This is a genomic window from Treponema ruminis (genome assembly GCF_014201975.1).
Lineage (GTDB): Bacteria > Spirochaetota > Spirochaetia > Treponematales > Treponemataceae > Treponema_D > Treponema_D ruminis.
The window spans coordinates 444,852-459,853 of record NZ_JACHFQ010000001.1 but is presented as its reverse complement, the minus strand read 5'-3'; the positions used below and the strand labels follow the sequence as shown (position 1 = coordinate 459,853).

Sequence of the window (15,002 nt, the reverse complement as noted above, 5' to 3'; positions counted from 1 at the left end):
AATTCCTTACATGGTAATCGCTTCAATCGACATGAAAGACGGACACGTTGTCCAGCTTAAAAACGGAAAGGATTTGGTTCTCCAGAGAGATGATTCTGATTCTTTGATTTCTGATTTCAATAAATACGGCGAAGTTGCAATAATCGACCTTGACCAGGCTCTCCGCAACACAGACGAAAAGGGCAACACAAAAAACACAGCCCTGCTTAAATCCCTGCTCAGAAAGGGAAATGTCCGTGTCGGCGGCGGCATCCGCGATGTCAAAAAGGCACGCGAGCTTATTTCACTTGGAGCAGAAAAGGTAATCGTTGGTTCAGCCGCATGGAATCCTTCTCCAAAAGCCGGCGAATCCGTTTTGAACGAAGCATTCCTTGAAGAACTCTGCAAGACAATCGGAAAGCAGCGCGTGATTATTTCCGTTGACTCAATCGGCGGAAAGATTGCCGTCAAGGGCTGGACTGAAACAGTCGATATTCCTTTGATTGAAGGCGCAAAACAGGCAGAAAAATACTGCTCTGAGCTTTTGTTTACATGCGTCGAAAAGGAAGGCTGCATGCAGGGAACAGACATGGATTCATGCCGTGCCCTCCGCGAGGCTGTAAAATGCCGCGTCGTTGTTGCTGGCGGCGTAAACACACTGGAGCAGATTGTTGAACTTGAAAAACTCGGCTGTGACGTTCAGCTGGGAATGGCTTTGTACACAGGCAAAGTCAACCTCAAGGACGCTTTCATCGGTTGCCTTAACTTTGAAAAAGTCGACGGAATGATTCCTGTAATCGCCCAGTCGCCAAGCGGCGAAGTTCTGATGATGGGCTATTCAAACAAAGAAGCATTCGAAAAATCATTTGATACAGGCAAACTTACATTCTTCAGCCGCACTCGAAACGTCCTCTGGACAAAGGGCGAGACAAGCGGCCACTTCCTCGAACTCCTCAAAATGCGCGTAGACTGCGACCGTGATACAGTTCTTGCCACGGTAATTCCTCATGGCGGCGTATGCCACACAGGAAGCTTCAGCTGCTTTGGTGCAGAACCGGATGCTAAATCAGACCTCGAGCGCCTTTACGGAACAATCGCAGAGCGTTTCGCAAATCCTCGTCCGGGCAGCTACACAGCCACACTTGATGCAAAACGAGTCCGTGAAAAAGTCATGGAAGAAGCCGAAGAGTTGTGCGACGATGCAGATTCAAAAGAAGAAGTAATCTGGGAAGCTGCCGACCTGCTTTATTTCGTAAGCGTCCTCATGTACAAAGAGGGCGTAAACTGGCAGGACGTCTACAACGAATTGGACAGACGACACAAAGAAAAATAGGAGCATATAAAATGAGCACAGCTGTACCAGAAATTTTTGGAAGCATGGTTTTTAACGATGATGTGATGAGGGCTCGTCTGCCTAAAGACACATACAAGTCGCTTAAAAAGACAATCCAGCAGGGCTCGCCACTGGAGCTTGACGTTGCAAATGTGGTTGCAAATGCAATGAAGGACTGGGCGATCGAAAAGGGTGCGACTCACTTCACACACTGGTTCCAGCCGCTCACAGGCGTTACTGCCGAAAAGCATGATTCCTTCATTTCTCCGAACGGTGCAGGCGTCATCATGGAATTTTCCGGAAAGGAACTTGTAAAGGGCGAAGTTGACGGCTCTTCTTTCCCTTCTGGCGGAATCCGCGCAACTTTTGAGGCTCGCGGCTACACTGCATGGGATCCGACATCTTACGCTTTCATCAAGGACGGCTCCCTCTACATTCCTACAGCTTTTTGTTCATATACAGGTGAATCACTCGACAAAAAAACTCCCCTCCTTCGCTCAATGGAAGCCCTGAACACACAGGCTTTGCGAATTTTGCGCCTCTTCGGAAACACAAGCGCAAAACGCGTTACAACTACGGTTGGTCCTGAGCAGGAATATTTCTTAATCGATAAGAAACTCTGGGAACAGCGCAAGGACTTGATTTTCACAGGCCGCACCCTCTTTGGTTCAATGCCGCCGAAAGGTCAGGAAATGGACGACCACTACTACGGCTCAATCAAACCGCGCATCGCTGATTTCATGGCAGACCTGGACAATGAGCTTTGGAAGCTCGGAATCTTGAGCAAGACAAAGCACAACGAAGTTGCTCCGGCTCAGCACGAAATGGCTCCGATTTTCACGACCACAAACCTCAGCGCAGACCAGAACCAGCTCACAATGCAGCTGATGAAACAGGTTGCCTTGAAGCACGGCCTCTACTGTCTTCTTGCAGAAAAGCCTTTTGCCGGCGTAAACGGAAGCGGCAAGCACAACAACTGGTCAATGAGCACGGACGACGGATTCAACCTTCTTGAACCAGGTGAAACTCCGCGCGAAAACGCTCAGTTCCTCTTGATTCTCACGGCTGTAATTCAGGCTGTAGACAAGCATCAGGATTTGCTGCGTGACAGCGTTGCTTCTGCCGGAAACGACCACCGACTCGGCGCAAACGAGGCTCCACCGGCAATTATTTCAATGTTCATCGGCGACGAGCTTCAGGCTGTCCTCGATTCAATCGAAAACGGCTCACCTTACAGTCAGAAGACAAAAGAAAAGATGCAGATTGGCGTTTCTGTCCTTCCTGCAATTCCAAAGGACACGACAGACCGAAACCGCACTTCACCGTTTGCATTCACAGGAAACAAATTCGAATTCCGTTCGCTGGGTTCTTCACTCTCGATTTCCGGCCCGAACGTCGTTTTAAACACAATCGTAGCAGAAACTCTTGATGAATTTGCAACAAGGCTCGAAAAATCTTCTGATTTGAACGCAGACTTGCAGGATTTGATCAAAGAAAAAATCATCGAGCATAAGAAAATCATCTTCAACGGCAACGGCTACGATGACGAATGGGTTAAAGAGGCAGAAAAACGCGGACTTTTGAACCTCAGGACTCTTCCGGACGCAATGGAGCGATACCTCGACCCTCAGAATGTTGAGATGTTCGCAAAATACGGCGTTTACAGCGAAAGCGAAATGAAGAGCCACCACGAAGTTAAGCTCGAAAAATACTCAAAAGTGCTTAATATCGAAGTGAACACAATGCTCGACATGATTTACAAGGACATTTTGCCGGCAAGCTACGCCTACATGAACGACGTTGCAGAAAGCGCAAGCCGCGTAATGGCAGTAGTTCCGAACGCAAAATGCAGCGCACAGGCAAATGTGCTCAAGGAAATTTCTGCCCTTGCAGACAGGCTCGACTCAGAGGCACAGAAACTTGCCAAGCTCCATAAGGAAGCAAACGCAATCGACGACGTGCCAAAGCAGGCAAGATTCTATGTTGATAAGGTAATTCCTCAGATGGAAGCAACAAGGCTTGTCGCAGACTCAATCGAGCCGATTCTTGGCGAAAAATACAAGCCATTCCCGTCATACGCAGATTTGCTCTTCCGAGTTTAGGTTTGGAAGATTAGAAGATAGAAAGAGGGAAAGAAACCTTTTTAAGGTTGCGTTCCCTCTTTTTTTATTTTAGTTTGATTCAGCTGCTCCCGGAAGACCGATGTCTTTTCGGAAGAACATTCCTTCAAATTTTACGCCGCTCATGGCTTCGTAAGACTTTTTCCATGCCTCTTCGAAAGTGTCTCCGTGGGCAGAACATGCGAGTACGCGGCCGCCTGAAGTGAGCAGGGTCGGAGAATTTTCCCGTCTGTCCTTTACGGCTCCGGCGATGAAGACTTTTGCTCCGGCTTTTTCAATCAGCGGTTTTGCGAATGTGATTTCCTTGCCTTTTGCATATTTGAGCGGGTAACCGCCGGAAACTGCAACAGGTGCAACCTGGAAGCCGCTCTTCCACTTCATTTCGAATGAATCAAGAGTGCCATTCATGATTGCCTGACACAATTCAGCAAAATCAAAATCCATCATCGGAAGGACTGCCTGTGTCTCAGGGTCGCCCAAGCGGACATTATATTCGAGGGCTTTCGGCCCGTCTTTTGTAATCATGAGACCGAAGAAAATAAATCCGCGGTAGTCCATCTTTTCAGCGATGAGGCCTTTGAGGGTCGGCTGAAGGATATTTTTTTCGAAGGCTGCCATTGTTTCTGGAGTTACGTCTTCGAGCGGACATACGGCTCCCATTCCGCCTGTGTTCGGACCTTTTGCTCCGTCAAGAAGACGCTTGTGGTCGCGGGCTGGCAGGAATGATTTGATGCAGGCTTTACCGTTTGCGGCGCTTTCTTCTGTAACGCTAACTGCTGCAAGGACTGAAATCTCAACGCCCTGCAAATATTCTTCGATTACGAGCTTGCTTGCCGCCTCTCCGAGACCTGCCATAAGGTCTTCGACGGCATTTTCTGCTTCTTCAAGTGTTTTTGCAACGACAACGCCTTTTCCTGCTGCCAGACCGTCTGCCTTTACTACGATTGGAGCGCCCTTCTTGCGGATGTAGGCGAGTGCGGAATCTTTATCGGTGAAAGTTTGTGAATCAGCGCATGCGACACCGTATTTCTGCATGAAAACTTTTGACAAATCTTTTGATGCTTCGAGGGCCGCACCCTTTGATTTTGGTCCAACGGTCGGAATTCCTGCATCCCAGAGGGCATCGGCAATTCCTTCGGCAAGAGGATCTTCCGGTCCGATTACGGCGAAATCAACTTTTTCAGACTTTGCGACTGAAACTGCGACTTCGTTGCGTGAAAGGTTTGCCAGAGCCGGACTGTCTTTGGGATCAATATTGCGGCATTTTGATTCAACTGCTGTTCCACCGTTTCCTGGAACGCAGATAACATCTTCAATAAGATTTGACTGGGCAAGACGCCATGCGATTGTGTGCTCACGGCCGCCGTTTCCGATTACTAAAACTTTCATATTCTTATATTTTACAGAATTTCAGAAAGTTTTCTAGCTACCAGAAGTGCAAATGTGATTTTGTCTTTTTTGAAGGTGCGGGCCGGCTTGTAGAGGTCGTAGCAAATTAGGAGATTCTCGCAGTTTTTGTTTTTGGTCAGAACTTCAATCGTGGAAGAAATGTTGGTCGAGCGGTAAAGGTCGTAGCGTTCTCCGTCGATTGAGTTGAGGACGTTTGTGTTGTCCAGATGCAGGAAATTATATTCGTTGAAGAATTTGAAGTAATTCTGCGTGTACCTGACATAATCTTCGCGGGAATTTACCTCGTCGATACCGGCCAGATAGAGAAGCTTGAAATCTTTGTCGTAAATCGTGATTTTTGAAATCTGGAGATAGGAAATCATCAGGTTTAAGATTTCGTAGACCTGTTCTTTTTTGCTGCTGTCAAGTTTTTGAATCTTATTGAGGATTTCCAGCTCCGAATTTACGCAGTCGAAGAAGAATTTGCCTGAGGTTACCCGGTCGTCAATCTGCTTGTTTTCGATGAGGATTTTGTCGTGCAGCTCAGGGCTGTAAAGAATGTATGTGTTGCGGCCCCGGTACTTTGCAATGTAAAGGGATTTGTCGGCAAGTTCAAAAAGATCCTCGTAGTTCTGGGCGTTGACCGGGAATTTTGCGATTCCCATTGAGCATGTGACTACGCTTTCAGGATCTACGTTTGTGATGCTCCACTGGATGCCGGTGCGGATGTTCCGTGCGATTTGATGAATGTCATCTTCGTTGTTTACGTCGAGAAGAATCAAAAATTCGTCGCCACCGATTCGGCCTGCTATGCCCCTGCCCTTTATTGCGTCATTGATGCAGTTGGCGATTGAAACCAGAACCCTGTCTCCAAAAATATGACCATAAGAGTCGTTGCATTCTTTGAATTTGTCGGCGTCAAGGATAATCAGCGAGCATGGAGATTTTTCTTCGTTGATTTTTTTGATTGCAAGCTCGGTGATGGCCTTTTTGTTGTAAAGACCTGTGAGACCGTCGCGGCTTTCGGAATAAGTGTTCATGACGGGCTCGTTTTCTTTGTGAAGGTTGATTGAAGCTACAATCAGCGAGCTGTGCCTGGTGCTTGTCTTAAGTGTATGAATTGTGAGGATTTTTTTGTCGATTTGAAGAAGGGTATAATATTTGCCCGCGTTGAAATTTTCGATGTTTTCAAACATGGCGTTGAGCTGGGCCTGGGTGTCTTCATTGCTGATGTTGATTTTGAAAGTGTTTGTTATGTAAATCTTGAAATCTTCCTGGGGGCCGTCAAAAATCGTGTTCAAATCCTTGGTGTTTTTGAGCGTATATTTTTTGCCGTCAAAAAGGAAATAGTAGGAATCGAAATTCTGCATGAGGGCCGTAAGTTCGCGGCTTTCCATGAGGGCTCTGTCCAAAAGCTGTCGTGAGTAAGAAAGTTCCTCGATGATTACGTTGAAATATTCTCCCGCCCTTGTAATCGTAAAAATGCAGGAAATATAGTTTTCAAAAGGCTTTATGGACGCAAGGAAACTTCGCGTGGGAAAAGAATCGTCAAAGTTAGCAAGAAAAAATTTGAAATTTTTGATGTCGGAATCTTCAAAAATGTATGAAAGATTAACGTTGAAATTTGTTTTGTGGATAAGGCGCAGGAAAGATCTGTTGCCGCTTTTGACATTTAAATCTTTATCGATGACAAAAGTGATGTCGCTAAGCCGCCTTTTTGCCAAAGGATCCAATTTTCTCTCCATATTTTTAAATAAACCTCAGTTTATTTTAACATGACTTTTTAAATTTTTCAAAATGAATTTTTTGCAAATTCATGAAAAATCAAGCAAATTTTTGATTGTTTTGCACAATATTGAAAATCTTCCGATAATAAAGGCATGGATTATTTCTTTTTGTTTGTTGGTTCGATAATTCTGATTTTAGCTTTGATGCTTTTTATGAAATTCAAGAAGATGCAGGCAAGGACTTCCCCGAAAGATAATGGACTTCGCACCCAGAAAAGCGAAAACGGCGTAGTTGAATTTGTCCGCTGCCCCCTCTGCTCTACCCCGCTCGCCAAAAATGAAGACATGTTTTCGCGCATTTACCGCCCCATGAACACTCCCGACCAGAGAATGACCGTTCACGGCTGCCCCCACTGTTATCCCCGCCCGGAACCAGGTGTAAAAAGAACCTGCCCTGTCTGCGGAAAGGAAGTTCCCCTCGAAGGAGAGCTGATTGCCCGCCTTTTTAACCGCTCGGAGGGCAAAAAACACGTAATGATTACAGGATGTAGTGTGTGCTATAGAGGACGAGGTTAAATGCCCTGCATGGATGCAGGGAAAAAGGCAGGAGAGAAAATTCTGTTTGCCTTTAGGTGAACAGAATTTTCTCGTAAAAACACAAAATACATGGAGGTATTTTGTGTTTTAGAATTTCATTCTTCCGCGGAAACTTCTTGCCAGGGTGAGCCTGTCTGCGTATTCGAGGTCGCCGCCTACCGGCAGGCCGCTTGCAAGACGAGTGACCGTAAGGCCTTCAATTTCTGATAAAAGCCGCTGGATGTAGAGGGCTGTCGTGTCGCCTTCAACCGTCGGGTTTGTCGCGATAATCACTTCCTTTACCGAGCCGGAACGGACTCGCTCCAAAAGCTGGGCAATTCTCAGCTGGTCAGGGCCGATTCCTTCGAGCGGGGCAATTACTCCGCCCAGAACATGGAAAAGCCCGGAAAATTCGTGTGAGCTTTCGATTGTGGCAACGTCCTGGGGCTGCTCGACAACGCAAATCACGCTTTGGTCACGCATTGGATTTGAGCATATCGGGCAGGGATCACTTTCTGTCCACGCGCCGCAAATTGAACATGCGTGAATCTTTTCCTGCAAAGTTGCAAGCTGATTTGCAAATCTTTCAATCCAGGCTGAATCTGCTTTGAGGATGTAATTTACGAGTCTTCCCGCTGATTTTTTGCCGATTCCCGGAAGGCGGGAAAAAGAGTCGGTGAGTTCGTCAATGGCAGTCATCTTAAAACCTAAAGTCCCAGGCCTGGAATGTTGAGGCCGCCGAGCAAGGCGCCAGACTTTTCTTTGATTCTTTCCTGAACCTTTTCCATTGCCGCATGGTGAGCCGCTACAATCAAATCCTGAAGCATCTGCACGTCTCGCGGGTCAACGGCAATAGGATCGAGCTTAACTGCCGTAACTTCAAATTTGCCGTTAAGCGTGACCTGAACGATATTTCCGCCCGAAGAGCCTGTCTCGCTGATTTGAGCCAGTTCTTCCTTCATTGTGTTCATAGTTCCCTCAAGATTTTTGAGGTTCTTTACCATATCAAATGGATTCATATTTGCTCCTAAAATTTTGGGATATTTACTCTTTGATTATTCCTCGTCTTCTTCATCAGTAGCGTTTTCATTTTCTGTAGCCGCCTTTTCTGCGTTGCGCTGAGCTGCTTCATTGGCGATTTCCTGCTCGGTTTTCTTTGAGTGACCGATTATCTGACCCTTGAATGTGTCGCAGAGGATTTTTACCTGTACCGGTGCGTTCTGCTCAATCGGGGCTACGGCTACAATCTGCTTCAGAACGACTTCAAAGCGTACTTTTTCGCCCAGCAGTTCCGAAAGGAAAGCCGAGATGTTCTGTGCGTGCGAGTCCAGCTGCATTTTAAGGAATGTCGAGCTGACCTGAGTTGTAACGCTTGAACCTGATTTTATCCATTCACCAGTCTGCAAAAGGGAACTTCCAATCATTGGATCACGGATAGAAAGTTCCTTGATTGCAAGGCTTCGGAAATCTGAGGAATCATTGCTCTGGTTCGGTGTGGCTGCCGCTGTTTGTTGAGGCGGTACAGCTCCGCCGTAGCTAAAAGATGGCTGACTTACGCTCGGAGCAGCATCGGGTGGCGTGGGATCAGGTGGAGCAAAATCGTCTGTTGTTGTTCCCATGTCAGGAGGAACGGACTGGGTGTTGAAAAACTGAGGCGGATTGTTCGTCTGAGCCGAAAGAGGAGCCGTTGCATGATTTGAAGGAGCTGCCTGGGCAGGTGCGCTTTCTGCTGCCGGACTTGCCGGTGGTGGCGCGAAAATATTTCTTACCGGAGCCGAAGATGGCGCTGGCTGCGTATCTCTCGGAAGGTCTGTAATCACCCGGTTGAGGTAGGGATTTGCAGAAGCGCTTGCCTGAGCCGGAGAAGGCTGAGAGGCCGGAGCTGCTGAAACTTGCGGCTGAGGAGCCTGGACAGGTTCGCTCTGTGGCATGGAAATAAACTGGCGCGGACTAGGATTCTGGGGCTGGGCATGAGCCTGCTGTGAGCCATTTGCCATTGCCGGAGCCTTACTTCCCTGCATCAAAAGAGATTTTGCCTCATCAATTGCCTTTTTGACTTCGCTCGGAGAAACGTACTGGGAAAGCCAGCTCAAGCGTGAGAAAGCCAGTTCAAGCTCATATCGCGGAGAAAGGGAATAGCGGATGTCGCGGTAAAGCTGCAGAAGGATTGAAAGGGCGCGCTCAAGCTGAATCGGATTCCAGGCCTGCAAAACGACCTGAGAATAGCGGTCGCGTGACTGGCCCAGCAGGGCTTCTTTTGTGATTCCAGCCCTAATTAATAGAAGAGAACGCAAATAATCCGTGCAGTTTACGATGAACTGTTCGATTGAAACGCCGTTCTGCAAAAATTCGTCGATTTTAAGAAGGGCTTCCTGAGTCTTGTTCTGGGCGGCATCCTCAAAGATTGCGTTGAGGCGGTCGACTCCGACAAGGCCGAGCTTGTCACGGATTTTGTCGTAAGTGATATGGTCGCCACTAAAGGCTGCAACCTGGTCAAAAAGAGTGTATGCGTCACGGACAGAGCCGGTTGATTCGCGGGCAACCCAGTAAAGAGCCTCGTCATCAGCCTTGATGTTGATTTCTGCGGCGGCCTCAGCCAAAAGCTGCTTGACCCGTTCAATCGGAACGAGACGGAAATTGAACTGCTGGCAGCGGGACTTGATTGTAGCCGGAACTTTCTGCAATTCAGTTGTCGCGAAAATGAAAATACAGTATGGAGGCGGCTCTTCGATTGTCTTTAAAAGTGCGTTGAAAGCCGAGGTGGAAAGCATGTGCACCTCGTCGATGATGTAAATCTTGTATCGGGAACTCTGAGGCGGGAAAAGGACTTCATCCTTAATCTGGCGCACATCATTTACGGAAGTATTTGAGGCACCGTCGATTTCGATAACGTCAGTGCTGGCACCTTTGGTGATTTCGAGACATTGCTGGCATTTTCCACATGGAGTGGCGGTTGGCCCGTTTGCACAGTTGAGTGCCTTGGCTAAAATTCGGGCAGTAGAAGTCTTTCCACAGCCGCGCGGGCCTGAAAAAAGATAAGCATGTGCAATTTTCTGAGATTGAATCGCATTTTTGAGCGTTTCGGCAACAAATTCCTGACCGGCAAGAGCCTCAAACGCCTGTGGGCGACGGCGGGTCGCAGTAACTTCGTAAGACATAGATGTATTTTAGCCGAGCCTTTGAATTCTTTCAACTTGTCCGCGGAGAAGTCGATAAATTTGTAGGGAAGGCCCAACAGTTTGACGACCTGACGATGCTTGCGTTAAAATATAATGGTAGAAAACAATAGGAATCAAAAATGAAAAAAATTATCTCTCTTTTTGCGGGCATCTGTCTCGCATTCTCACTTCTTTCTTGCGGAGGCAAAATCGATTCTTCCGGCTGGCTCACAAATCTTGGGGACGCAAAAAAAGCGGCTTCAAAGGAAAACAAAAGAATTTTCCTCTTTTTCAGCATGGACGAAGACGACAACAAGAGCGCAAAACTCAAGGAAAATCTTTTCAATACAGAGGACTTCCTCAAAGCCTATACCGAAAAATATGTCCTTGTGAACATTGACTGCTCAAACAGCCTTTACGACACAAATCAGGAAGAAGCCAAAAAAAGACTGAGAATTTTTGACATTTACAGCGCAAAGGGCACTCCTTACTTTCTGGTCCTTTCTTCTGAAGGATATGTAATTACTCCGATTGCCTTGGCTGAGGATGCAAATCTTGATGAAGTACGACGCACTTTTAACGAAGCTGATGAAACCATCTCCCAGTTCGAGGAACTTCTTGCCCAGATAAAAACTGGCACAAAGGAAGAAAAACTTGCTGCTATCAACAAGCTTGTCGAGCTTACGGATCCGTCGGTTGCATACCACGTTACTCCGCTCAACAAACTCTATCTTTCCCTCGACAAAAATAACGAGTCGGGCGACTGCCTCAAGCACCTGATTGCAATAACTTACGCAAAGGCCGAAGATCATTTCCTCAATGACGAGCCGGAAAAGGGCAGCGAGGAATTTGTCAAGCTTTCAAAAAACAAAATCCTCACCGATGACGACAGGCAGCTTGCCCTTTATACGGCCGGCTACCTTCTCGCATCAAGCGGAAGCGATGATTTACAGAAAATCCTTTCTTATTTCCAGCAGTCTTATGACATCAATCCTGAGTCAGATGCTGCACAGAACATCAAGATGTCCCTCAATTATGTCCAGACTTTGATTGACGGCGAGGGCGATGATGTTCCGAATGAGCAAGCGGCTGCTGAATGATATTCCGATTCATCCTTGCGGCAGTCTGTATTACTCTTTCTTCACTTTTTTCGGCCAGTGAGAGTGCCTTTTTAGGTCTTAACAAACTTCGCGTACATTTTTTGCGTGAAAAGGGCGACAAGCGGGCAACCAGGGCCGGAAAACTCCTTGAGCGCAAGGAAGAATTGCTCAACATGCTTCTTGTCGGCAACGAAATCGTAAACGTTGCCCTTTCCGTTACCCTCACGGCGATTTTCCTTAAGCTTTTCGGCACGGCTGGTCTTCCAATCGCCACCTTTATTGCCACAGTCCTTCTTTTGATTTTCGGCGAAATCACTCCAAAAAGCGTAACGACGACCCACCCGGAAACATGTGCCTTTGCCCTCAGCGGCTTCGTAAAGATTTTCTTCTATCTCTTGCGGCCTTTCGTGATTTTTTTCACCTTTATTTCCCGCATAATCCTGCGCCTTTTTGGAATCAGCACAAAGAAAAAGGCCGTTTCCTTCACCGAAGATGAAATCAAAACCTTGATTGACGTGGGCGGCGAAGAAGGTGTTCTGGAAGCAGGCGAAAAGAAAATGATGAGCCGGGTTTTCAAATTCACTGACTTGAACGCCACCGACATCATGATTCCCCGCCTCAAGGTAATCTGCATCGATTCAAGCATGAGCTACCGCGATGTAGTCCAGCTTTCCGAGCAGACAAGAATCTCGAAATTCCCGGTTTACGAAAATGACGACATCGATAACATAATCGGCGTACTTTATGTTAAGGACATGCTTTTCTTTACAGAAGTCCGCGACGAATTTTCAGTCCGCAAGGTCATGAGGCCGCCGCTTTTTATTCCCGGAACCACGAAAATGTCTTCGATTCAGGAACTTTTGCACGAAAATCACCAGAGTTTTGCCATCGTAATTGATGAATATTCGGGCACCGACGGAATCCTTACGATTGAGGACATTGAGCAGGAAATTTTCGGGGCTGTGGCCGACGATATTTATCACGAAGAAGAAATTGAAGAGCGGGAACCAAGTGAATTTGAGGAATTTTTCTCAAAGTCGATTGAAGGTTCGACCCGCCTGATTGATTTGAATGAAATGCTGAGAATCAAGCTGGAGTCCAAGCTGAACGAAACGATTGCCGGCTACATTTGTGAAAAACTCGAGCGAATCCCCATGGTCGGTGAAAGCATCGAGGAAAGCAATTATGTCTTTACGGTCGAAAAACTTGAGGGACACAGAATTGCCAAAGTCCACGTTGAACAGCATATTGAGCGCGATGATGAGCTTCCCCTTTCTGAGAATGGCGAAGAATTAGGGCATAAGGGAGGCGATGAATGAACGGACTCAATCTTCTGATCGAAATCATTCTCCCGGCTGTCGCAATTTTTCTGCTAGTGGGCGTGGTCGCTTTCTTTGCGGGCAGTGAAACGGCCTATCTTTCAATTACCCGACTCATGCTCCGTCACCTGCAGAAAAAAGACCTTTCCGGCAAGAAAAATTCTCCTGCCAAGAAAATCACCTTCCTCAAAAAAGATACGAACAGGCTTCTTTCTCTGATTCTGATTGGAATCAATTTTGTCACTTCCCTCGTTTCTGGTCTGGCGGCGGCGCTTGCAATCAAGCTGCTGGGAAGCAAGGGAGCCACAATAGCCACTTTTGCAATTTCCTTCATTTTGATTATTTTTGGTGAAATCGTGCCAAAGACGATTGCGGCTGTTCATCCGGTGGGCTTCGCCTCTTTTACGGCAAGCACTTTGATTTTCCTGCAAAAAGCTTTTTTCCCGATTGTCTGGATTTTTTCGAAAATCACTGATGGAATCACTTCCTTCTTGCAGATTTTCTTCAAAAATTCAAAGGAACTGATTACCGAAGACGAGCTGAAATCACTGATTGAAATCGGTGCCAAGGAAGGAACTCTTGAATCGAGCGAAAAAAAGATGCTCTACAAGATTTTTGATTTCACCGACCTGCACATCAAGGACATAATGAGGCACAGAAGTCTGGTTCAGTTCATTCCGATTGATGCGGATTATGACGAAGTCGTTAGGATTTTTGCCCTTTCCGGCTATTCCCGCCTGCCTGTTTGTGACGGTGATTTTGAAAAAGTCGAGGGAATGTTGTTTTACAAGACGGTTTTGCTGAAGGCTCCGTCAAAAGAAGTGAATTCCCTGCGCTCAAAAAAATCTTTTGCCCGAAGATACATGCGCCCTACCCTTTTTGTGCCGGAAACTCTTTTTGCCACCGAGCTTTTGCAGAAATTCAAATCTGAAAAACAGAATTTTGCGGTTGCGGTAGACGAAAACGGCTCAAATTCAGGAATCGTTACGATGGACGATATTTTGCGTGCTGTTTTTGGACGCAGCATCAACTCGATTCACAACGAAACTCCGCCTGAAAATAGGATTCACCCGGTTTCAATCACGGAATATCTCGTGCCCGGCGACATCAAAATTGACGATGCAAATGAACTTTTGGACTTGGATTTGGAAAGCGAAAATTATACCACTTTTGGCGGATGGCTTTTGGAACAGTTTGGCGAGCTCCCCGAAGTCGGAGCCGTGCTTAAAAATGACGGCGTGATTTACAAAATCGAGGAGCAGAGCCAGAGGCGGATTCAGAGCGTGAGGGTTACTTTGCCTCACCCGCCTGTTACTTCAAACCGCAGAATTCAATAAGATTTTTGTGATAGCCTTCTTCGTCGATGAAATAAGCGATTGCGTGTGGACAATGCTCGACAAGGAAAAGCTGTTTTTCACTGGTGCAGTACTGGAAATTTGCGATTGTCATTTCAATCGGAACGAATGCATCTTCGGTACCGTGAATGAAAAGTACCGGCAATTTGTTGTATCGTAAGCCTTTAAATGTATCGTACTCATTAAAGTCAAAATCGGCCAGGGCATTTGCCATGAGGTTTCCGACTCCAAGAATGAGCCTGACCATTGGTACGTTTTTGTCTTTTCGGGCGACTTTCCACATGATTTCATAGGGCGAAGTGTAGCCGCAGTCAGCGACGACAGCACGGATGTTTGAAGGCAAGTCGAATCCGAGAGTCATGAGGACTGTGGCGCAGCCCATGGAAATTCCTTCGAGGTAAAGGGGACTTTTGTCTCCGTAAATTTCATTGATTTTGAGAATCCAGTCACGCATGTCGTAGCGCTCCTTGATTCCGAAAGTGATGTAAGTTCCCTCGCTTTTTCCGTGAGCCCTCTGGTATGGAAGGACGACGTTGTAGCCGATTTCATGGAAAAATTTTGCAAGCCCGGCGAATTCACGCAGAGGGCCCGACTGATGACCGTGAACCAAAAGCCAGGTGCCTTTGGCGTTTTCGGCAGGGAGATTGTAAGCCAGCAGTTTTAATCCGTCAAAGGAATCTACGGTAATTTCTTCTGGATTCTGTGAGTAAAACCATTCTGTGTCAGCCTTGTTTTTCTCTTCATTTTCTTTGGTCAAAAAATGATTAGCGTCCATTGCCGTATGGCTTCCGCGCATAAAATTGGGCTTGAAGAGGACGTAGTAAATTACAAGGGTAAAGCCGATGATGAGTCCGAAAAAGATTCCAACTGGGATGGAAATTTGCTTGATGAGAGATTTTGTTTGTTTAGTCATAAATTTTTACCGCCGAGACCATATTAGCAGAAA

At 46.7% G+C, this 15,002-nt stretch carries 12 protein-coding genes; 6 read left to right on the top strand and 6 right to left on the bottom strand.

The window, feature by feature from the left end; all coding sequences use genetic code 11:
• Positions 1-10 precede the first annotated feature (10 nt).
• Together hisIE and HNP76_RS01840 are read left to right on the top strand one after the other, a co-directional pair.
• A complete protein-coding gene (gene hisIE / locus HNP76_RS01845) occupies positions 11-1,312 on the top strand; it encodes a bifunctional phosphoribosyl-AMP cyclohydrolase/phosphoribosyl-ATP diphosphatase HisIE (protein ID WP_184656879.1) in 1,302 nt (433 codons plus the stop codon).
• Positions 1,313-1,323: 11 nt separating this feature from the next.
• The gene (locus HNP76_RS01840) at positions 1,324-3,414 is read left to right on the top strand and encodes a glutamine synthetase III family protein (protein ID WP_184656878.1); all 2,091 of its coding nucleotides are present in this window, start codon (positions 1,324-1,326) and stop codon (positions 3,412-3,414) included.
• Between the two features lie 69 nt (positions 3,415-3,483).
• Here the strand turns inward: HNP76_RS01840 and purD are convergent, their stop codons facing one another.
• On the bottom strand, positions 3,484-4,821 hold the full coding sequence (gene purD / locus HNP76_RS01835) for a phosphoribosylamine--glycine ligase (RefSeq protein WP_184656876.1): 1,338 nt from the start codon (positions 4,819-4,821) through the stop codon (positions 3,484-3,486).
• An 11-nt stretch (positions 4,822-4,832) separates the two neighbouring features.
• Positions 4,833-6,554 (bottom strand): GGDEF domain-containing protein, encoded by a 1,722-nt coding sequence (locus HNP76_RS01830; RefSeq protein ID WP_184656874.1) that lies wholly within the window; start codon positions 6,552-6,554, stop codon positions 4,833-4,835.
• 147 nt (positions 6,555-6,701) lie between these two features.
• On the opposite strand from HNP76_RS01830, the gene HNP76_RS01825 reads away from it, so the two are divergent.
• Positions 6,702-7,124, top strand: coding sequence for a hypothetical protein (locus tag HNP76_RS01825; protein WP_184656873.1), 423 nt, complete (start codon positions 6,702-6,704; stop codon positions 7,122-7,124).
• A 108-nt stretch (positions 7,125-7,232) separates the two neighbouring features.
• On the opposite strand, the gene recR is transcribed toward HNP76_RS01825, so the two are convergent.
• From recR to dnaX, 3 genes are read right to left on the bottom strand one after another with little or no spacing between them, the layout of a single operon-like run.
• On the bottom strand, positions 7,233-7,823 hold the full coding sequence (recR, locus tag HNP76_RS01820; RefSeq protein ID WP_184656872.1) for a recombination mediator RecR: 591 nt from the start codon (positions 7,821-7,823) through the stop codon (positions 7,233-7,235).
• Positions 7,824-7,831: 8 nt separating this feature from the next.
• Positions 7,832-8,143, bottom strand: coding sequence for a YbaB/EbfC family nucleoid-associated protein (locus HNP76_RS01815; RefSeq protein ID WP_184656870.1), 312 nt, complete (start codon positions 8,141-8,143; stop codon positions 7,832-7,834).
• A gap of 36 nt (positions 8,144-8,179) precedes the next feature.
• Positions 8,180-10,282 (bottom strand): DNA polymerase III subunit gamma/tau, encoded by a 2,103-nt coding sequence (gene dnaX, locus HNP76_RS01810; protein WP_184656868.1) that lies wholly within the window; start codon positions 10,280-10,282, stop codon positions 8,180-8,182.
• A gap of 140 nt (positions 10,283-10,422) precedes the next feature.
• On the opposite strand from dnaX, the gene HNP76_RS01805 reads away from it, so the two are divergent.
• The 3 genes from HNP76_RS01805 to HNP76_RS01795 are packed head-to-tail and all read left to right on the top strand — an operon-like array spanning position 10,423 to position 14,038.
• On the top strand, positions 10,423-11,382 hold the full coding sequence (locus HNP76_RS01805) for a thioredoxin family protein (RefSeq protein WP_184656866.1): 960 nt from the start codon (positions 10,423-10,425) through the stop codon (positions 11,380-11,382).
• Entirely contained in the window at positions 11,379-12,701 is a 1,323-nt protein-coding gene (locus HNP76_RS01800; RefSeq protein WP_184656864.1) for a hemolysin family protein, read from the top strand. Before HNP76_RS01805 ends, HNP76_RS01800 begins: the two co-directional genes overlap by 4 nt.
• Positions 12,698-14,038, top strand: a complete 1,341-nt coding sequence (locus HNP76_RS01795) for a hemolysin family protein (protein ID WP_184656862.1) — start codon at positions 12,698-12,700, stop codon at positions 14,036-14,038. Before HNP76_RS01800 ends, HNP76_RS01795 begins: the two co-directional genes overlap by 4 nt.
• Here the strand turns inward: HNP76_RS01795 and HNP76_RS01790 are convergent.
• Complete coding sequence (locus tag HNP76_RS01790; RefSeq protein ID WP_184656860.1) at positions 14,013-14,969, bottom strand: alpha/beta hydrolase; 957 nt, start codon at positions 14,967-14,969, stop codon at positions 14,013-14,015. The genes HNP76_RS01795 and HNP76_RS01790 overlap by 26 nt on opposite strands.
• Between the last annotated feature and the right edge of the window lie 33 nt (positions 14,970-15,002).